We start from the raw sequence: 18,778 nt of genomic DNA on the forward strand, positions 1-18,778 counted from the left end.
ACTGCAGTACCAGCCTGCTGGCGTCCGATGATGCCAGACCGGACCGTATCACCGGTTCGACATTCCGGTCATTTGCCTCCCGCCCCCGACCAGCTGACCGGTTGGGTCGCGATCAATGGGGACGGCGATGAGCGCAATGGGTCGCCGGCACTTCATATTTCGTATCTCAGGAGTTGCCGGTGTTGCCGGTGTCCTGGCTGCCGGCCTCGGGGAAGCTGGAGCCGGGTCAGCCGGGTCGCGGTCACCGTCGTCGGTCATTAAGACTGGCACCGGCGAAACCCCCAGCACCGGCGAAACCCCCAGCACCGGTATTGCTTCCGAAGAGGCGCAGGCGAGCACTTTCTTCGCTACCGCGTTCGTGGAGAACGCGGTTTCCGTCGACAGCGACAGCGACGGCGATCTGTGGCCGACCTGTTGGGCGGACGACGACAACCTGTATTCGGCCAACGGCGACGGCCGAGGCTTCGGGGACGGGCTCAGGCACGATATCGTCGTCAACCGGATTACCGGCGACCCGAAGTCCGGTATCACCGGGGAGCGGTTGGCCGCCGCCGACGAGGTGGGCACGATCTGGGGCGACCCCAGCAAGTACAACAGGAAGCCGACCGGGATCGTCTGCGCCGACGGGCGCCTCTACCTTGCCATCCAGGATCTGCGTACCGGACCGGGCGACGTCGCATTCAACGACGCACCCAACGCCAGCGTCTCGTGGTCGGACGACCACGGACGCACCTGGCACAAGACCCAGGAACCTATGTTCACAGACGGTGTCTTCACCACTGTCTTCTTCCTCGACTTCGGGCGCGACTCCCGCGAGGCCGTAGACGCGTTGGGTACGCAGGCAGCGCGCTACGTCTACGCCTACGGCTTGGACGGCAACTGGCGCGAGTCCTTTAGCGCCACGGTCGCCGACCCGGTGGACCTCTACCTCGCGCGAGCACCGAAGGACGCGGTCGAGCACCGAAGCAGCTGGGAGTTCTTCGCCGGACTCAGCGGTGGCACACCGCTGTGGACCAAACAGCTCGAAGAAAGACGACCGGTGCTCCACGACACCAGGCGCCAGTACACGACGCTTCGCAACTTCGAGCAGTACCCGCACAACCTCTCGGTGATCTCCCAAGGCGGCGTCGTCTATATCAAACCGCTCGAGCGGTACCTGTACACCTCGTGGACGGAGTACACGTTCGAGTTCTACGAGGCACCCGCGCCGTGGGGCCCTTGGCGACTGTTCTTGACCAAGGACTTCGGCGGCTACCCGTGGTTCGGCCGCGGCGCCGGGCTTCCCGGCCCGAAAAACGGCGGCTATGGCACGACCATCCCCTCAAAGTTCGTCTCCGCCGACGGCACGTCGATGTGGGTGCAGTCGAACTGGTGGGTGGGCAACTCTGGTGGCGACACCGCTTATACCTTCAACCTGCGGAAGCTGACACTGCAGCCGTTCACCGCGCAACCCCCGGCAAACCAACCGGACCCGCATGACAACCTCGCCTACACCGGTGAATCCGTCACGCCCATCGAGAAGTGCGCACACCACGGTCACGGCGAGTACTACCACGACGGCGACTTCACCAAGAGCGACGACAGCTTCGATCAGGAGAACAAAGACCTGGACTTCTGGGGCTTCACCTGGGCCAAGCCGTACCTGATGAACAAAGTGGTCTACACGACGGGGGAGATGTTCGACGACGGCGGCTGGTTCGCCGCGAGCCTGCGGGTCCAAGTACGGCAACACTTCCAATGGGTCGACGTGCAGAACACGAACGTCGAACCGCGCTACCCGTACGCCCCCTCCGCGGGACCATTCAAGACCTACACCTTCACGTTCGCCACGACCTCGGGCGATGGCGTGCGAATCGTCGGCAAACCGGGCGGCCGCGCGTACTTCACCTCAATCGCCGAACTCGAGGTTTACTACCGCTGACGCGAGTCCACGGGGGCTCGACACCGCCGATTTCGAGCGCAAGCCGAACGGTCGGAGTTCGGTGAGTACGGGGTGGTCTATGCCGCCCGTGACCACCAGCACGCGCTGCTCAGCGATGCTGGGTCTGCCACCAACATTGGGGTGGTGCGCTGCCTGCGTCGACGACGTAGATTGCGCGGGATGAGGATGTGGGGCAAGGAAATTCGAGCGCTGTGCGTTGCTGTGGCGATGACCGTAGGAGCTGGTGCCGCAGCGACGCCGGCCTACGGCGCGCCCCCTGCGCAGTGCGATGGTTGGCAGGTCGACACGGTGGTTCAAGGGCTGGAGCAGTTGGAGAACCTCGAACCCGACGGCCATGGCGGGTTCTACTTGTCCGGGGACTCGAAGGTCTACGACGTCGATGCTGCGGGGCAGGTGCGCACCGTACTGGCGAACATGGCCGCCCCCGGCGGCTTGCAGTTGGCCGGATCGAGCCTGTACTTCCTCACCCGTCAGGACCGCAAGTTGTGGCAACTGGACACCACGACCGGTCAGCTGACATCGCCGGCTGCGTTGGCGGGCAACGGTTTGCTGCGGCTGGCCGGCGGCGATCTGCTGACAACCTGGGTCGGAACCGAGGGCGGCCCGTCGATGGGCCTGACCCGCTATCGGCATGGCTCGGGAGCCGTCGAGCCGAACTGGTCGACGGTGCCGCGTTCGGAAGGTCTCGCGCCCAGCCCGGACGGCCGCGTTGTGTACACCGACGACCTGTTCACCGGTCACATCATTCGTGTCCCGCTGGAGGCGCCCGACCGGTGGACGGTCGTCGCGACGGTGCCTGGCCTGTTCCCCGGTCTCGACGATCTGACCATGTCCCGGGCCGGAGCGCTCTACGTCGCCGCTCACCTCGAGGGCGCGATCTACCGCGTCGACCCGAATACCGGCGCTGCGTGCGTCATCGCTTCGGGCCTGTCGAGCGGATGGACCGGACCGAGTTCGGTGCGCATCGGCCGGGACGGTGCCGGCTGGGCGCTCTACGTCACTGCCTTCGACGGCACGCTGCGCCGACTGCGACCGCTCGCCGGCGTCGACCTCACGCCGGTACGGACTTCCTGAGATCGAGCATCCAACCGGCGGCGGAAGTGTGGTGATCCAGCCGATCACGGCACGCATGCGCTACCAGGAATCCGATGCACGGTAACGGCATGAGCGGACGTCGCCGCAGTACAGATCTATGCTGACATTGCCCGGTGAACTGAGGGTTGAACAAGATCCAGTGGGATAGCGGCAAAGTCCTCTGAAGGGCGGGACAGCCCCGGCTAGGCGGGCGGGGCTGTCGTCCCGATATCGGTCGAATCCACGGTGCCTCTTCGGCGATGGCGCAGCTCAAGCCGCCCACCGCCCTGAAGTACACGGTTCCCGGATCGGCTTGTGCCGTCGCGGTCAACAGGATCGGGGCCACTGCTGCGGCGCCCACAACCCCGGCAACTCTGCGCACGATGCGTTTCATGCAGACTCCTCGGTGAATTCGATGACGCTGAAATATGAACCGACAGGCTCGTCGAGTTCACCGAGGTATACGTTTCAAATGGAAGCGTGGGCATGCCGGTCGGAGATCGAACCGCAACAGTTTCGATCTCCGCCCCGGTGGTCAGCTGCCGAAGCGGGCCAGCACCGCGCTGGCCTCTTGGGAAGCGGTGCCTTCCTGGGCGAGATGTGCCATGGCAGGCGCGATTTCGCGGCCGTGGTGGGCCATGGCCTGGGCGTACAACCGGCCCGCGCGGTAGGAGGAGCGGACCAGCGGTCCGGCCATAACTCCTGCGAAACCGATTTTCTCGGCCGTCTTCGAGTGCTCCACGAACTCCTCTGGCTTCACCCACCGGTCGACCGGGTGGTGCCGAGGCGAAGGCCGCAGGTACTGAGTAATGGTGAGGATGTCGCAGCCCGCCTCGTGCAGGTCGCGCATAGCCTGGGTGACTTCCTCAGGCGTCTCGCCCATGCCGAGGATCAGGTTGGACTTGGTCACCAGGCCCGCCTCGCGCGCCGCGGTGAGCACCGACAGCGAGCGCTCGTAGCGGAACGCGGGGCGGATGCGCTTGAAGATGCGCGGCACGGTTTCGAGGTTGTGCGCCAGCACTTCTGGACGCGAGGAGAACACCTCGGCTAGCTGGTCCGGGTCGGCGTTGAAGTCCGGGATGAGCAGTTCGACGCCGGTGTTCGGGTTCAAAGCCTTGATGGCGCGGACGGTTTCGGCGTAGAGCCAGGCGCCGCCGTCTTCGAGGTCGTCGCGGGCCACGCCGGTGATGGTCGAGTAGCGCAGCCCCATCGCCTGCACGCTCTCGGCCACCCGGCGCGGCTCGTCGCGATCGAGTGCGGCCGGTTTGCCGGTGTCGATCTGGCAGAAGTCGCAGCGGCGGGTGCACTGCTCGCCGCCGATGAGAAAGGTGGCCTCGCGGTCTTCCCAGCATTCGAAGATGTTGGGGCAGCCCGCCTCCTCGCACACCGTGTGCAGGCCCTCGCGTTTGACGAGTCCCTTGAGTTCGGAATATTCGGGGCCCATCTTCGCCCGGGTCCGAATCCACTGAGGCTTGCGCTCGATCGGGGTCTCCGCGTTGCGCGCCTCGATGCGTAGCAGTTTGCGTCCTGCCGGTGCTTGAGCTGAGGTCACCGAACCGATGCTACGCCCGGTGTTTTCCCCGGCTGCCGTGCCATCGGTCACGCGCCGACGCCGGACTCGGCGGGCGGTGTTACGCGCGCGATATCGTGCGCGGTCACTGGGAGTTCGCCGTTGAGCGTGCGGACGATCGCATCGGCGACGGCGGGCCGGACCTCGGCCACCGTCACCTCGCGGCCCAGCTCGCGGGTCAGTGTGGTGACGCCGGCGTCACGGATGCCGCAGGGCACAATGGCCTGGAAGCCGTCGAGCGCGGAGTTGCAGTTGAGCGAAATACCGTGCAGCGCGATACCGCGCTGAACCCGCACGCCGATGGCGGCGATCTTGCGTTCGGCGAAGAACTCGGTGGCGGGCAGCCACACCCCGGACCGGCCCTCGATCCGGCCGCAATCCAGCCCGAGTTCGGTACACACGGTGATCAGCGCTTCTTCCAGCCTGCGCACGTACTGCACGACATCCACCGGCTCGGCCAGCCGTACGATCGGGTAGCCGACGAGCTGACCCGGCCCGTGCCAGGTGATCTTGCCGCCGCGATCGACCTGTACCACCGGGCTGCCGTCGATCGGCAGGTCCTCGGTCTCGGTGCGTCGACCCGCCGTGTACACCGAGGGATGCTCGAGCAGCAGCAAGTGGTCGTTTCCGATGCCATCGGCCCGCTCCGCGGCGATCTTCCGCTGCAGGTCCCAGGCACTGTGGTAGTCGATGAGTCCGAGATCCTCGACCACGATCGGCGTCGTATCGAATCTGGCGGACCACGTGGTGCGCGTGTCGTTCACGTTCTCGACGGTACGCTCAGCCCGATCGCAGGTCCCACCGACGTGGTGTGGTGGATGCCACAGAGTAACCGGAGCGCCGAACGGCTACTCCGAATGCGCTCGGCGCGAGGCTACTTCGGATCGACCGGCAGCGTCAGCTGCATCAGCGTCAGGTCCATCCAGCGATCGAATTTCCAACCCACCTGCGGGAGCTCGCCGACGGTGCGGAAGTCGAAGCGTTCGTGCAGCGCGATCGAGCCGGTATTGCTGGATTCGATGGCGGCAATCATCGCGTGCACGGTTCCCGAACGACGCGCCCGCGCGACCAGTTCGGTGAGCAATGCGGTGGCCACGCCGCGTCGCTGGAATCGGTCCGCGACGTACACCGAGTTTTCCACCGAGTAGCGGTAGCCGGTCTTGGGCCGCCACGGGCCGTAGCTGGCGTATCCGGCGACCGCGCCATCGATCTCGGCGACGAGGATGGGCTGCCCGGCCGCGGTGCGGGTCCAGAACCAGGTCAGCCGGTCGTCCAGGCCGACCTGCTCCTCATCCCAGATGGCCGTGGAGGTGGCGATATTCGCGTTGTGGATCTCCAGCACCGACGGCAGGTCGCCCTCGTGTGCGTCACGGATGACCATGGCGGGGCGGGTATCGACTTCGGTCATCGGTGATCTCCCCCGCGACCCAACGTCGCCGCCAATGCGGCGCCGATGGTGTGGTGCTGGAACTGATAGCCCGCTTCCTCGAGGGCGGTGGGGATCGCGCGAGGGCCGTGCAGAATCGCTTCCTGCGCGAATTCACCGATCAGCGCGCGCAGCGCGAACGCGGGCACCACCAGCGGGGTCGGCCGGTGCAGCGCCCGGCCGAGTGCGCGGTTGAACTCGGCGTTGGTGACCGGTGCCGGGCCGACCGCGTTGATCGGCCCGGAGACGGTGTCGTTGGTGAGCGCGAAGATGATCGCGCCGATCTCGTCGGCCATCGAGATCCACGGCGTGTACTGCCTGCCGTTGCCCAGCCTGCCGCCGAGACCGAGCGAATACAGCGGCTGCAGCATGCCGAGCAGGCCGCCGTGATGCGACAGCACCACGGCACTGCGCAGCAGCACTGTGCGCACGCCGGCGGCGGTGGCGGGTTTGGTCGCGGCCTCCCAGTCATTGCACAGCGTGGCAAGGAAACCCGTTCCCGCGGGCGAGGTTTCGTCGACCACGCGGTCTCCGGTGTCGCCGCCGTAGAAGTGCACGCCGCTGCTGTTGATCAGCACCGGCACGTCCGCCGCGGCGACCGCGTTGGCCAGTACGTCGGTCGGGGTGATCCGGCTGTCGCGCAGCTCCTGTTTGTAGCTGCCGTTCCAGCGTCGGTGCCCGAGGCTCGCACCGCAGAAATTGACTACGGCGTCCGCGCCGCGCAGAGCCCGCTCGTCCAGTTCGGCGCGAGCGGGATCCCACCGGAATTCATCCGCGGCGGCGGCGGAACGGCGTACCAAGCGGGCGACATCGTGCTCGTCGCGGCGCAGGGCCGCGACGAGCGCTGTCCCGATCAGCCCGGACGAACCGGCGATCACGACCTTCATGCGTGACGTTCCGACCTTCCTGAACAACGGCCCTGATCAGAGGCCCAGGTCCGCCTCGAACGCCGCTTCCTCGAGCCGATGCCGGATCGTGGTCAAGAACCGACCGGCGTCGGCGCCATCGACGAGGCGGTGATCGTAGGTGAGCGGCAGGTAGCACATCGACCGGACGCCGATGGATTCGTTGCCCGTTTCGTCGACAACCACCACCGGGCGCTTGACGATCGCACCCGTGCCGAGCATGCCCGCCTGCGGCGGCAACAGGATCGGGGTGTCGAACAGCGCGCCCTGGCTGCCGATGTTGGTGATGGTGAAGGTGCCACCGGCCAACTCGTCCGGCTTGAGGCCGCCGTTGCGGGCCCGGTTGGCGATGTCAGCGATGGCACGCGCCAACCCGGCCAGCGACAGGTCGCTGGCGTTGTGGATCACCGGGGACAGCAGACCCTGCTCGGTGTCCACGGCAATGCCGAGGTGCACCGAGGCGTGGTAGGTGATCTCCTTGGTGCCCTCGTCGTAGCTGGCGTTGACATTCGGGTGCACGCCGAGCGCCTCGACGACCGCCTTGGCGAAGAACGGCAGGAACGTCAGGTTGACTCCCTCGCGTTCCTTGAACGATGCCTTGGCCTGGCTGCGCAGCGCCGCGATCTTGGTGACGTCGGCCTCGTGGACCTGGGTCAGCTGCGCGGTGGTCTGCAGCGATTCCCTGGTCTTGGTCGCGGTGATCTGGCGGATGCGGTTGGCCTTTTGGACGGTGCCGCGCAGGTGGGCGAGCTGCGACTGGGCCGCGGCCGGAGCGGCGGCGGGAGCCTTGGCGGCCGCGGCGGGTGCCGCGGGAGCGGCGGGTGCCGCAGGAGCGGCGGCCGGAGTCTGCTTGGCTTCCACGGCGGCGAGCACATCCTGCTTGCGGATGCGTCCACCGACACCGGAACCGGTGAGAGCGGCCAGATCGACGTTGTTCTCCTCGGCCAGCTTGCGGACCAGGGGAGTGACGTACGGGGTCGCGCCGTTGCCGGAGGTATCCGGCCCCAGTGCGGTGGCCGCGGGAGCCGCGGCGGGTGCCGGTGCAGGCTTGGGAGCCCGTGCCGGAGCGGCCGGTGCAGGCTTGGGAGCCGGTGCCGGAGCGGCCGGTGCCGGAGCGGGCGCGGCGGCCGCAGGTACCGGAGCGGGCGCGGGTGCAGGGGCGGGCGCGGGTGCTGGAGCGGGCTCAGGTGCCGGTGCCGGGGCAGGCGCCGGAGCAGCGGCGGCCGGAGATCCGGTGCCGACCACGCCCAGCTGCCCACCGACCGGAACGACGTCGTCTTCCTGCGCGGTGATCTCCAGCAGAGTGCCGGCAACGGGCGAGGGGATCTCGGTGTCCACCTTGTCGGTGGAGACCTCGAGCAGCGGCTCGTCGACGGCGATCTGGTCGCCGACGGCCTTGAGCCAACGGGTGACGGTGCCCTCGGTGACCGACTCACCGAGTTCCGGCATCTTCACCGAGGTGCCCGATCCAGCGGCGGCCGGTGCGTCCTGTGTTGCGGGCGCCGGGGCCGGCTCGGTCTGCGCGAGCGCAGGTGCCGGTGCCTCTTGTGCGGGCGCCGGAGCTTCTTGGGCGGGTGCGGGGGCCGCAGCCTCCGGGGCGGGCGCCGCCGCGGGCGCGGGCGCCTCACCGGCGTCGCTGATCACGCCGAGTTCGCCACCGACCTCGACCACATCATCTTCTTGGGCGGTGATTTTCGACAGCACGCCGGCCGTCGGCGACGGGATCTCGGTGTCGACCTTGTCGGTGGAGACCTCGAGCAGTGGCTCGTCGACCTCGACCGTGTCTCCTTCCTGCTTCAGCCACCTGGTCACCGTTCCCTCGGTGACGCTCTCACCAAGAGCCGGCATCTGGACGGAGAAGGCCATGTCCGTTGACTCCTCTGACTGTTCGACGGGTTCTACAACAGTTGGTCTCACTGCGGGCTCCCCCCGCGGGTTGCGGGGAAAGCCCGAAAGCCACCGATCAATGTGCGTGGCACCGGAGATCCGTGTGGTTCTTGTATCGCGTTCCATCCTTGCACCCGTCTGAGTGCGGCGTAGCACAGGGCAGCGAACTGCACGGAGCTGGCAAGATGGGAAGGCCGGTGACGAGTGTTTCCCGGTGTCGGACAGGAGGTCGGCGGCGGTGGGTTTGCTGGATCGGTTTCGTGGCGCCACGGCCAGGGGCGGCGGCGCTTTTCGTTCGGGTTCGACGGGCAGCGAGGACGCCCGCTATCTCGCGCAGTGGGTACACACCCACACCGGGGTAGAAGGCTATGTAGAGCCCAAAACGACAGTGACCGATGTCACTGTCGTGTTGGTCGCCGCCGACGGTGAATGGACGAGGCGCGTGGTCGGCGAGCGCGGAGCGCAACGGCTTGCTGGAGATTTGCGCATTCCCGTCTACGACGTCCGCAAGACCGGCTATCCGCAGCGGATGCGCGATCACGATGCCCGCAAGCGCATCGAGCGCGAGCGGGCGATCGAGCGGGATCTGCGCGACAGGTAGGTTCCGGCCTCTATTTCGTTCAATATGTTCTGCGAGCTACTCGGCGGCGATGTCCTCGATGACCGCTATGAGGGTGCGCACGGGGACGCCCGTGCCGCCCTTGCCGATGTAGCCGAACGGACCGCCGGTGTTGTACGCCGGGCCCGCCACGTCCAGGTGCGCCCACTGCACGCCCTCGGGCACGAACTCCTTCAGGAACAGTCCGGCCGAGAGCATGCCGCCCCAGCGGTGCGGCGCGACATTGGCCAGGTCGGCGATCTTGGAGTTCAGGTCTGCGCGCAGCTCGGTGGGAAGCGGCATGGCCCAACCGTTTTCGCCGACCTCGCGGGAGATGCGGGCGACCCGGTCGCGGAACTCGTCGGTGCCCATCACGCCGGGGGTCCTGGTGCCGAGCGCGACCATCTGGGCGCCGGTCAGGGTCGCTACATCGATCAGGTACTCGGGATTGTCCTCGGCCGCCCGCACGATCGCGTCGGCCAGGATGAGGCGGCCCTCGGCGTCGGTGTTCAGTACCTCGACGGTCGTGCCGCCGTACTGGGTGAGCACGTCACCGGGGCGCTGCGCGGTAGCCGATGGCATGTTCTCCGCCATCGGCACGGTCGCGGTGACGGTGATCGGCAGGCCGAGGCGGGCGGCGAGCAACGTGGTGGCGACGACCGCGGCGGCACCGGCCATGTCCGAGGTCATGTTCTCCATATTCGCGGCGGGCTTGATGGAGATGCCGCCGGTGTCGAAGGTGATGCCCTTGCCGACCAGTGCGACCTTCTTCGGCCCGCCCGCGTAGGTGATCCGGACCAGCCGCGGCGGGCGCGAGGAACCCTTGCCGACGCCGAGCACACCGCCGAAACCGCCGGTCTCCAGGGCTGTTTCGTCGAGCACCTCGACCTCGAGCCCGGCCGCCTCGGCCAATATCTGCGCGCGCGAGGCGAATTCGGCGGGGAAGAGGTGGCTGGGCGGAGTGTTGACGAAATCCCGTGCGGTGGCGACCGCCTCGGCGACCAGCTGCGCCTTCACCAGCACCGCCTCGCCGAATTCCGGCTCGGGCACCAGCAATTCGACCCTGGCCACCGGGCCCTCGTCCGGCTTGGGCGCGGACTTGCCCGACTTGAACGGCGTGAACGCGTAGGCGCCCAGATAGAAGCCCTCGGCGGCGGCGCCTAGGTCGAGGCCCGACAGCGTGGTCACCGCGAGCTCGGTGCCCGACAGCGCCCGCGCGGCCACCCCGGCCGAACGGCGGATCTGCTCCGCGTCGACCTTGTCGGCGGCGCCGAGGCCGACCGCGAGCACGCTGGTCACCCCGTGGAGCCCGGCCGGTGCGGGCACCCGGGTCAGCTCCTCGGCCTTGCCTTTCGCGCCGACCGCGCCGAGCTGGTCCAGTAGTTCCGCGCGGGTCGCGGCGTCGAGCACGTCGCTGAACAGGTCGTCGGGCGCGATCGCCGGGCCGTTCTCGGAGGAGGTCAATCCGATGACGAGCACATCGGTGTCGGGGCCGATGGTTTCGGTCCGTGCCAGTTCGGGTCCGAGTGAGCGATCTGCAACAGCGGTCATGGTCACAGGCTATTAGGTCGACGGCAGGTGTCGCATCGCGACGCCATCCAGCCGCAGTTCGACCCCGGTCTCCAGTACGGCGTCGAAGTCCAGACCCAGTCCGGTCGGAGCGTTGGCGAAGAGCCGATGCAGCACCGGTCGGGCGGCTGGGTCCAGCAGTTCGGGGAGTTCGCCGAGGAGGGCATCCGATCCGGCGAGCGCTTCGCCGCCGCCGCTGCGGCCGGCGCGTTCCGAACTCCACAGCAGCGCCAGTCTACGAGGACGCTCGACGGTGCATAGGGCACCGGCCGGAGGACCGGAGCTGGGCCGTCTGTCGGCCGGGTGACGCCGCGGCGGGGACGGGCCGTTGGTCGGATCCGGCCGGGTTAAGCTCGCCGGGTGACCGACACGAACCTGCTGCAAGGCCCGATCCATGGCGTCCACGTCGAGCTCGGGGCGAGTTTCGCGCCGTTCGGCGGGTGGGAAATGCCGGTGTCTTACGCGGGAACGGTGGCCGAGCATCAGGCGGTCCGCGGCACGGTCGGGTTGTTCGATGTGAGCCACCTCGGCAAGGCGACGGTGCGCGGCCCGGGCGCGGCCGAATTCGTGAACTCGGCGCTCACCAACGACCTCGGCCGCATCCGTCCGGGCAAGGCTCAGTACACGCTGTGCTGTGCGCCCGACGGCGGCGTGATCGATGACCTGATCGCCTACTACGTCGGCGATGACGAGATCTTCCTGGTGCCCAATGCCGCCAACACCGCGGCGGTGGTCGCCGAGTTGCAGAAGGTGGCGCCCGAGGGCATCACGGTGACCGACGAGCATCGCGAATACGGGGTGTTCGCGGTGCAGGGACCGCGTTCGACGGAGGTCCTCGCCGCGCTCGGTTTGCCGACCGAGATGGAATACATGGCCTATGCCGACGCCGAGTGGGACGGACGCCCGGTCCGGGTGTGCCGCACCGGTTACACCGGTGAACACGGCTTCGAACTGCTGCCCCGCTGGGCCGACGCCGAACCGCTGTTCCGCGCCCTCGTCGAGCGGGTGCGCGGCGCCGACGGCCGGCCCGCGGGCCTCGGCGCCCGCGACACCCTGCGCACCGAAATGGGTTACCCGCTGCACGGACACGAACTGTCGCTGGAGATTTCGCCGGTCCAGGCCCGCACCGGCTGGGCGGTCGGCTGGAAGAAGCCCGAATTCTGGGGCAAAGCCGCACTGGAACAGGAGAAGTCGACTGGCCCGCGCCGAATCCTGCTCGGCCTGAAGGCACTCGACCGCGGCGTACTGCGCCAGGGCCAGACCGTGCTGCGTGACGGCGAACCGGTCGGCGAAACCACCTCGGGCACCTTCTCGCCCACCTTGAAGGTCGGCATCGCCCTCGCCCTGCTCGACACCGAGGCCGACCTGCAGCCCGGCGACGAGGTCGAGGTCGACGTCCGCGGCCGCAGCCTGCGCTGCGAGGTTGTCCGGCCGCCGTTCGTCGAGACGAACACCAATTGACGTCCTCTCCCGCCTGAAGGCGGGAGATTCCGGCCTGTGCGGGCTAAGCCGCGCTTCCGGTGGGTTCCTGCTTCAACGCCGGTTGCTCGACCGAGGCCGAGACTGACACCAACTCCACAAGCATTGGGCTGTCCGCACGTCCTGCGGCCAGAATGTTCTTCGCGGCGTTCACATCCCGATCGTGGGTGGTGCCACACGTGCACGTCCATCCGCGGACATGCAACGGCTTCCTGCCGGTCAGCGCGCCACACAGTGAACACAGCTGCGACGACGGGAACCAGCGATCGACCTTGCCGAAGTGTCGACCGTACCGCGCCGCCTTCTCCTCGAGCATGCGGCTGAACATGCCCCAGCCAGCATCCTGAACCGACTTCGCCAACCTCGTGCGCGCAAGACCCTTGACGCACAAATCCTCGACGAACACCGCTTGGTTGTCGCGGATGATCGCCGTGGACTGTTTGTGCGCCCAATCCCTGCGCGTATCAGCCACTTCGGCGTGCGCCTTCGCGACCTTGATTCGCGCCTTGGCTCGATTCGCCGAGCCCTTCTGCTTGCGCGACAATGACTGTTGCGCCTTGCGGAGCTTGCGCTCGGCGCGCCGGAGGAACCTCGGATTGTCGATCACCGTGCCGTTCGACAGCACTGCGAATGATGTCAACCCCAAGTCGATACCCAGGGCTCCGGCGTTGTCGGTCTGCAAGCCGGTGAGCTGCGGTAATTAGCTGTGCGACACGCCGTTTCGGATGCGAGGCGGACACGGGTGGCTCGAGGAGGATGAAGGTTCCTTAGGCCAGAATCTTCCCCGGAGTCGCCCGTGTCCGTCTGTTCAGTATCCCTTGTCGAGCCCGTTGTGGAGGTGTTGGATCGACGGCGCGTCGAACCGGAAACCCACACGGTCGCACCGTGTTTGCTGGAGGTGCTGAAGACGGTTCCCGACCCGCGTGATCCCCGTGGAATCCGGTACCCGTTGGTGGGGTTGCTGGCGATCATGATCCTGGCCACGGCGGCGGGGATGCAGTCGGTGGCCGGGTTCGCCACCTGGGTGCGTACCGCGCCACCGGAAGTGTTGGCAGAACTGGGCATCCGAGTGCGTCGCCCGAGCGAGAAGACGTTGCGAACCCTCATCGCCAGACTCGACGCCGCGGATCTGGATCGCCGGTTGGGTGACTATTTCGCCGCCGTGGCCGCTGCCGCGGACTCCGGCGGACTGATGGCGGTGGCCCTGGATGGCAAAACCGTGCGCGGGGCGCGCCTGGGCGGGGGCCGCGCACCGCACCTGGTGTCGATCTTCGCCCACCACGCGCGATTGGTCCTCGGCCAGCTGGCAGTCGCCGCGAAGTCCAACGAAATCCCCACGGTGCGAAAGCTTCTGAAGGCAATGAACCGGACCGGGCTCATCGCCACGATCGATGCGATGCACACGCAGGTCGCCACGGCGAAACTGATCTGCGGGCAGCTCAAGTCGCACTATTTGATGACGGTGAAGGCGAATCAGCCCAAGCTGTTGGCTCGCATTATCGCCCAGCCGTGGGCCGAGGTCCCCATCGCCCACCGTGACGCCGACGCCAAGCCATCGCACGGCAGGATCGAGACCCGCACCATGAAGGTGCTGAGCGTGCCGCGCGGGATCGGGTTTCCCTACGCCCGCCAGATCATGCAGATCACCCGCGAACGCGTCCAGGTCACCACCGGGAAACTGACGGTCGAGACCGTATACGCCATCTGCAGTGTCACCTTCGAGCAAGCCAAACCCCGACAGTTAGCCGAATGGTTGCGAAACCATTGGGGAATTGAGAATGCGATCCACTGGGTCCGTGATGTGACCTACGACGAAGACCGCAGCACCCTGCGGACCGGCACCGCTCCGCAAGTCGCCGCGACGCTCCGAAACACGGCGATAAGCCTTCACCGCATCGATGGTGCCGCCAACATCGCCGAGGCCTGCCGGACGACAGCCTTCTCACCGAACAGAGGCCTCCACCTGCTGACGAACACCCAAAACCCTTGGTCGCAGGCTAGTTAGGCGACAACGCCGGAGCCCTGAGTCGATACCGACCTCGGAGTCCGAGAGTGGCAGCGGCTCGGAATCGACCTCGACCACGAACGACGCGAAATACCTGCCCGCCGCATCCTTCACAACCGTCACGCTCGACGGATTGGATGGCAGCTCTCGCGACCAGCGAACCGGTACCTCCCCGATCTTCGGCAGACGCAGCTTCCGACTCGAGGTCACCGCGAACTTGGCATTGCGGGTGAAGCGTATCGACTGCCGATTGTCCTTGCGGGAACGAAACTTCGGCGGAGCAACCTTCGCGCCCTTGCGTTTCCCGGACACCGACGAGAAGAAGTTCCGGTAGGCCGTGTTCAGATCGGCGAGTGCCTGCTGAAGAACCACCGACGACACTTCCCCGAGCCATTCCCGCTCCGGGGTCCGCTTCGCCTCCGTCACCCGCTTCGACAGCTCGGCGTCGCTGATCCGATACCCAGCTCCGAATGCTTCCTGACGTGCCCGAAGTGCATCGTTGTACACCACGCGCGCACCCGAATGCCCTCGCCAACGACCGCTGTTGCCCCGCGGTGGGGTACAGGCGGAAGTTGTATCGAAGCTGCACACCTCGATACTATCATTGGTTTATGACCGAATATGGCGACATCCGCACCGGTAGGCACTGTGTTTTCGTCCTGCACGCACATTTGGTTTTTGTCACGAAATACCGGCATCGCGTGTTCACCGACCGACACCTGGCGCGGATAGAGCAGATCATGCGCGCAGTCTGTGAGGACTTCGAAGTCGAGCTGGTGGAGTTCAACGGCGAAACCAACCATGTCCACCTGCTGGTGAACTTCCCGCCCAAGGTTGCGCTGTCGCGGTTGGTGAACTCCCTTAAGGGAGTTTCGTCGCGTCGGATGCGTCAGGAGTTCCCCGAACTCGTGCGCCACTATTGGCGCGCGCAACGGCTGTGGTCGGGGTCCTACTTCGCTGGATCGGTTGGCGGTGCCCCGATTTCGGTGCTGCGGCAATACATCGAGCAGCAGGAACGTCCGGTCTAGGGCACGCTCGCCCGCTGCGCGGACTCCCGCGTCCGCCTTCACCACCGCCCTGAAGGGCGGCGCACTAGCGGACCTCCGGTAGCCAGCACCTGAGCCGCTCGCGGACTCGCGTGAGATCGCGGTCTGAGCCCGGCGATTTGTACAGCAAGTCACGGCGTGGAACTGCGGAAACTATGCGTCTGCGGAAGCAGGCGGATCAGGCGTACACCGCCGAATCGGCGCCGGATAGGATCAGGCTCATGACCGTTGCCGCACAGTTCACCCGTGTTCCGCATCCCGCGCCCGCCCCGGCGCAGCGGATACAGGAGATCCTCGCGGCACCCGGGTTCGGGCGCTTTTTCACCGACCACATGGTGTCGATCGACTACATCGAGGGCGAAGGCTGGGACAACGCCCGCGTCGAGCCGTACGGCCCACTGGCGATGGACCCGGCGACGATGGTCTTCCACTACGGCCAGGCCATCTTCGAAGGCTTGAAGGCATACCGTCAGCAAGACAGCAGCGTCTCCTGCTTCCGCATCGACGCGAACGCGACGCGCTTCCGCAAGTCCGCGCGGCGGATGGCGATGGCGGAACTGCCGGAGGAGCTGTTCATCGAATCGGTGCGCCAGCTGCTCGAGGTCGACGGCGGCTGGGTGCCCGCGGCGGGCGGCGAGGAGTCGCTGTACCTGCGTCCGTTCATGTTTGCCTCCGAGACCGGTCTCGGCGTAAAGCCCGCGTCGGCCTACAAGTACCTGCTGCTCGCCTCCCCGGCGGGCGCGTACTTCCCGCGCGGCGTCAAGCCGGTCCGGGTGTGGCTGTCCACCGAATACGTGCGGGCCGCGCCCGGCGGCACCGGCGAGGCCAAGGTCGCAGGCAACTACGCGGCCTCGCTGCTCGCCCAGGCGCAGGCCTCCGAAAAGGGCTGCGACCAGGTGGTCTGGCTGGACGCTTGCGAGCGCCGCTACGTCGAGGAAATGGGCACCAACAACCTGTTCTTCGTCTTCGGCTCCGGCTCCGAGGCGCGCCTGGTCACCCCCGAGCTCTCCGGCTCGCTGCTGCCCGGCATCACCCGCGACTCCCTGCTCACCCTCGCCGCCGACGCGGGCTACCCCGTCGAGGAGCGCAAGGTCTCGGTCGAGGAATGGCGCAAGGGCGCCGAATCCGGTGAAATCACCGAGGTTTTCGCCTGCGGCACCGCCGCCGTCATCACCCCCGTCGGCTGGGTCCGCGCCACCGACGGCGAATTCACGGTCGGCGGCGGCGAACCCGGCGAGGTCACCATGGCGCTGCGCGAAACCCTCACCGGCATCCAACGCGGCACCTTCGCCGACATCCACGGGTGGATGCGCGGCATGTGACCCGGCTGGGTCCGTACTTCACGAGTGCCTCGACCATGTGCCACTCACGGCCGCTCGACGGCGGGCGCAGGCTAGAGCTGTGCGGGTTGGGGCGTGCCGGTTACTTCGGTGCGGACCTGGTAGGCGGCTGCCGTCGATCGGGGCGTGGCGCTTCGGGTCTTGGTGGGCGGCGCGGAAGTTGTCGGACTCCAGGTAGGCGGAATATGCTGTCTCGTCGGTGAATTCGAAGAGGTAGCCGCGGTCGGGCTGGGCGGGGGCCAGGAGGCGGGCGGCGAGTAGGCCGGGGACGTCGGGCAGGGTGGCGTGCATGCCTGCCGCGAAGTTCCGTTCGAAGACCTCGTGATTCTCAGGGGTGACGTAGAGATCGTTGATGACCACGAACATTGTTCTCATCCTTACTTTTTCGGTGTGGGCTTCCGATTGCGGTCGGTGAGCCCGACGGCTCGGTGAACGAAAGCGACTGTCTCTGGGACGATCTCGTCGGGCGCGTAGCCCGCGTCGATCCGGTCGATGGCGTGACCGAGGGAGCCGCAGACGAGATCGGCGATAAGGTCCGGGTGCGGGATGCCGTAGTCGGTGGCTCTATCACGCGCCCTGGCTCGCGGCAGCAATCACTCGTCACGCGGATCGCCGACGAATTCGCGCCCGCTCCGAGATCGGGACGGGCGTGAATTCGTCAGGGCGGCACGGTTACTCGGTTCGGTGATCAGTAGGAACCAGCGGGACCGCGGCCACCGCCAAGACGGCAGCCGCCAGATAGATCGCGGGAAACCCGCTCGCGGTGATGAGGGCGCCGAACACCGGTGGGATGGCGGCCTGGGTCAGGTTCTGGCCGGTGTTCTGGATGCCGAGACTGCGGCCGCTCCAGGAGGGACCAGCGATCTCGGCGACGGCGGTGAAGGCAAGTCCGTTGTCGGCGACCGTAATTACCGACGCCGCCACCAACAGCGGGATGGCCGCCCACCACGAGTGCGTCCATGCGGTCAGGGCCAGACCGGCCATGGACAGTACGGCCCCGATGGCGACGGTGCGCAGCGGGGCCAGTCGGCTGCCGACCCGATCCGACCAGTGGCCCGCGCCGATTCTGCCGATGGCGCCCAGGATTTGGGTCGCGGTGACCAGGACGCCGGCGGCCACCAGTGACCAGCCGACGTCGCGGTGCAGCCACAGCAGCGCGAAAGTCCATACCGTTCCCTGAGGTACGCACAGCAGCACCGACACCGCGTGGATGCGCCACAGCGTGGAGTCGCCGCGATAGGGGTTGGCCCGATCGGCCGCCTTGCCCTCGGGGCGGGGAGGATCGACGATCCAGATCAGACAGCCGAGCGCGGCAACGCCAGCCATGATCGCAGGAACCAGGACGGCAGCCGAAACCCCGTGTGCCGCAGCGACGGCGGGGATGGCCAGCGCGCCGATGCCGACGCCGAGTGGCTGTGCGGTCTGCCGAATCCCCATCGCCAGCCCGCGTCGATGCGGCGGGAACCAGCCCACGATGACCCGGCCGCTGGCGCCGTTGGTGCTGGCCGCGCCCATGCCGCCCACGAACAGCAGGGCGCCGAGGACGATGTGGTTCGACGCGCTCGCGGCCGCGACGCCCGCCGCCAGCACCAGCAACGGCCCGCCGACCAGCACCTTGCGCTCGCCGATGCGATCGACGACATAACCCCACGCGATCAATGTGCACACCAGTCCCACCGTGGGCATCGCCACCAGCAGTCCGGCGGTGGCCAGCGGCATTCCGCCCGCGGTCAGCGCGGGTAGCAGGAACGGCACGCCGCTGATGAAAACCGCGCTCGAGCACTGCGCGAACACGCCGAGACCGAGCATGGACCACCGTCGGACCTCGTGGATCTGTGTCGCGGTAGCCATCGGCCTCACCCCTGAATCTCATATTATGGGATAGCGTTCCCACTGAGTGAACGTCGGATGCTACCGTACACCCGGTGGGCAAGGCG

Annotated in this window: 19 protein-coding genes and 1 pseudogene; 7 read left to right on the forward strand and 13 right to left on the reverse strand. The window is 67.2% G+C overall.

Annotation, left to right across the window (positions count from 1 at the left end; translation table 11 throughout):
- Positions 1-127: 127 nt before the first annotated feature.
- Together ACV7NQ_RS26430 and ACV7NQ_RS26435 are read left to right on the forward strand one after the other, a co-directional pair.
- Complete coding sequence (locus ACV7NQ_RS26430) at positions 128-1,921, forward strand: hypothetical protein (RefSeq protein WP_463362096.1); 1,794 nt, start codon at positions 128-130, stop codon at positions 1,919-1,921.
- Between the two features lie 228 nt (positions 1,922-2,149).
- Positions 2,150-3,016, forward strand: coding sequence for an SMP-30/gluconolactonase/LRE family protein (locus tag ACV7NQ_RS26435; RefSeq protein WP_463362097.1), 867 nt, complete (start codon positions 2,150-2,152; stop codon positions 3,014-3,016).
- Positions 3,017-3,551: 535 nt separating this feature from the next.
- Here ACV7NQ_RS26435 and lipA read toward each other — a convergent pair.
- The 5 genes from lipA to sucB all read right to left on the reverse strand — a co-directional run bounded on the left by lipA (position 3,552) and on the right by sucB (position 8,783).
- A complete protein-coding gene (gene lipA / locus ACV7NQ_RS26440; protein ID WP_463362098.1) occupies positions 3,552-4,568 on the reverse strand; it encodes a lipoyl synthase in 1,017 nt (338 codons plus the stop codon).
- 47 nt (positions 4,569-4,615) lie between these two features.
- Entirely contained in the window at positions 4,616-5,350 is a 735-nt protein-coding gene (gene lipB / locus ACV7NQ_RS26445; RefSeq protein ID WP_463362099.1) for a lipoyl(octanoyl) transferase LipB, read from the reverse strand.
- A 110-nt stretch (positions 5,351-5,460) separates the two neighbouring features.
- On the reverse strand, positions 5,461-5,994 hold the full coding sequence (locus ACV7NQ_RS26450; RefSeq protein WP_463362100.1) for an N-acetyltransferase family protein: 534 nt from the start codon (positions 5,992-5,994) through the stop codon (positions 5,461-5,463).
- Positions 5,991-6,899 (reverse strand): TIGR01777 family oxidoreductase, encoded by a 909-nt coding sequence (locus ACV7NQ_RS26455; protein ID WP_463362101.1) that lies wholly within the window; start codon positions 6,897-6,899, stop codon positions 5,991-5,993. Before ACV7NQ_RS26455 ends, ACV7NQ_RS26450 begins: the two co-directional genes overlap by 4 nt.
- Positions 6,900-6,935: 36 nt before the next feature.
- Positions 6,936-8,783, reverse strand: a complete 1,848-nt coding sequence (gene sucB / locus ACV7NQ_RS26460) for a 2-oxoglutarate dehydrogenase, E2 component, dihydrolipoamide succinyltransferase (RefSeq protein ID WP_463362102.1) — start codon at positions 8,781-8,783, stop codon at positions 6,936-6,938.
- Between the two features lie 259 nt (positions 8,784-9,042).
- Between sucB and ACV7NQ_RS26465 the strand changes: the two genes are divergently transcribed.
- Entirely contained in the window at positions 9,043-9,405 is a 363-nt protein-coding gene (locus ACV7NQ_RS26465) for an oxidoreductase (RefSeq protein ID WP_463362103.1), read from the forward strand.
- A gap of 36 nt (positions 9,406-9,441) precedes the next feature.
- Here ACV7NQ_RS26465 and ACV7NQ_RS26470 read toward each other — a convergent pair whose 3' ends face one another.
- Positions 9,442-10,953 carry a leucyl aminopeptidase gene (locus ACV7NQ_RS26470; RefSeq protein ID WP_463362104.1) on the reverse strand — a complete coding sequence of 504 codons (1,512 nt, stop codon included), beginning with the start codon at positions 10,951-10,953 and terminating at the stop codon, positions 9,442-9,444.
- Positions 10,954-10,965: 12 nt separating this feature from the next.
- Positions 10,966-11,355 (reverse strand): hypothetical protein, encoded by a 390-nt coding sequence (locus ACV7NQ_RS26475; protein WP_463362105.1) that lies wholly within the window; start codon positions 11,353-11,355, stop codon positions 10,966-10,968.
- Here ACV7NQ_RS26475 and gcvT point away from each other — a divergent pair.
- A complete protein-coding gene (gene gcvT, locus ACV7NQ_RS26480; protein ID WP_463362106.1) occupies positions 11,332-12,432 on the forward strand; it encodes a glycine cleavage system aminomethyltransferase GcvT in 1,101 nt (366 codons plus the stop codon). The two genes, ACV7NQ_RS26475 and gcvT, sit on opposite strands and share 24 nt — an antisense overlap.
- A 43-nt stretch (positions 12,433-12,475) precedes the next feature.
- Here the strand turns inward: gcvT and ACV7NQ_RS26485 are convergent, their stop codons facing one another.
- Entirely contained in the window at positions 12,476-13,090 is a 615-nt protein-coding gene (locus ACV7NQ_RS26485) for an RNA-guided endonuclease InsQ/TnpB family protein (protein WP_463362107.1), read from the reverse strand.
- A 156-nt stretch (positions 13,091-13,246) separates the two neighbouring features.
- On the opposite strand from ACV7NQ_RS26485, the gene ACV7NQ_RS26490 reads away from it, so the two are divergent.
- Positions 13,247-14,455 carry an ISAs1 family transposase gene (locus tag ACV7NQ_RS26490; RefSeq protein WP_463358437.1) on the forward strand — a complete coding sequence of 403 codons (1,209 nt, stop codon included), beginning with the start codon at positions 13,247-13,249 and terminating at the stop codon, positions 14,453-14,455.
- Here ACV7NQ_RS26490 and ACV7NQ_RS26495 read toward each other — a convergent pair.
- Together ACV7NQ_RS26495 and ACV7NQ_RS26500 are read right to left on the reverse strand one after the other, a co-directional pair.
- Positions 14,393-14,965, reverse strand: a complete 573-nt coding sequence (locus tag ACV7NQ_RS26495; RefSeq protein ID WP_463362108.1) for an RNA-guided endonuclease InsQ/TnpB family protein — start codon at positions 14,963-14,965, stop codon at positions 14,393-14,395. The genes ACV7NQ_RS26490 and ACV7NQ_RS26495 overlap by 63 nt on opposite strands.
- 31 nt (positions 14,966-14,996) lie before the next feature.
- Positions 14,997-15,044 (reverse strand): annotated as a pseudogene (locus tag ACV7NQ_RS26500) (helix-turn-helix domain-containing protein); the annotation flags it as partial.
- A 22-nt stretch (positions 15,045-15,066) separates the two neighbouring features.
- On the opposite strand from ACV7NQ_RS26500, the gene tnpA reads away from it, so the two are divergent.
- Together tnpA and ACV7NQ_RS26510 are read left to right on the forward strand one after the other, a co-directional pair.
- The gene (gene tnpA / locus ACV7NQ_RS26505) at positions 15,067-15,483 is read left to right on the forward strand and encodes an IS200/IS605 family transposase (protein ID WP_463362109.1); all 417 of its coding nucleotides are present in this window, start codon (positions 15,067-15,069) and stop codon (positions 15,481-15,483) included.
- 239 nt (positions 15,484-15,722) lie between these two features.
- Positions 15,723-16,823, forward strand: coding sequence for a branched-chain amino acid aminotransferase (locus ACV7NQ_RS26510; RefSeq protein WP_463362110.1), 1,101 nt, complete (start codon positions 15,723-15,725; stop codon positions 16,821-16,823).
- 18 nt (positions 16,824-16,841) lie between these two features.
- Here ACV7NQ_RS26510 and ACV7NQ_RS26515 read toward each other — a convergent pair whose 3' ends face one another.
- The 3 genes from ACV7NQ_RS26515 to ACV7NQ_RS26525 form a co-directional block, all read right to left on the reverse strand.
- The gene (locus ACV7NQ_RS26515; protein WP_463362111.1) at positions 16,842-17,216 is read right to left on the reverse strand and encodes an antibiotic biosynthesis monooxygenase family protein; all 375 of its coding nucleotides are present in this window, start codon (positions 17,214-17,216) and stop codon (positions 16,842-16,844) included.
- Between the two features lie 2 nt (positions 17,217-17,218).
- Entirely contained in the window at positions 17,219-17,434 is a 216-nt protein-coding gene (locus ACV7NQ_RS26520) for a hypothetical protein (protein WP_463362112.1), read from the reverse strand.
- 79 nt (positions 17,435-17,513) lie between these two features.
- A complete protein-coding gene (locus tag ACV7NQ_RS26525; RefSeq protein WP_463362113.1) occupies positions 17,514-18,692 on the reverse strand; it encodes an MFS transporter in 1,179 nt (392 codons plus the stop codon).
- Positions 18,693-18,778 lie beyond the last annotated feature (86 nt).

This window comes from Nocardia sp. Tas62D01 (assembly GCF_055232035.1).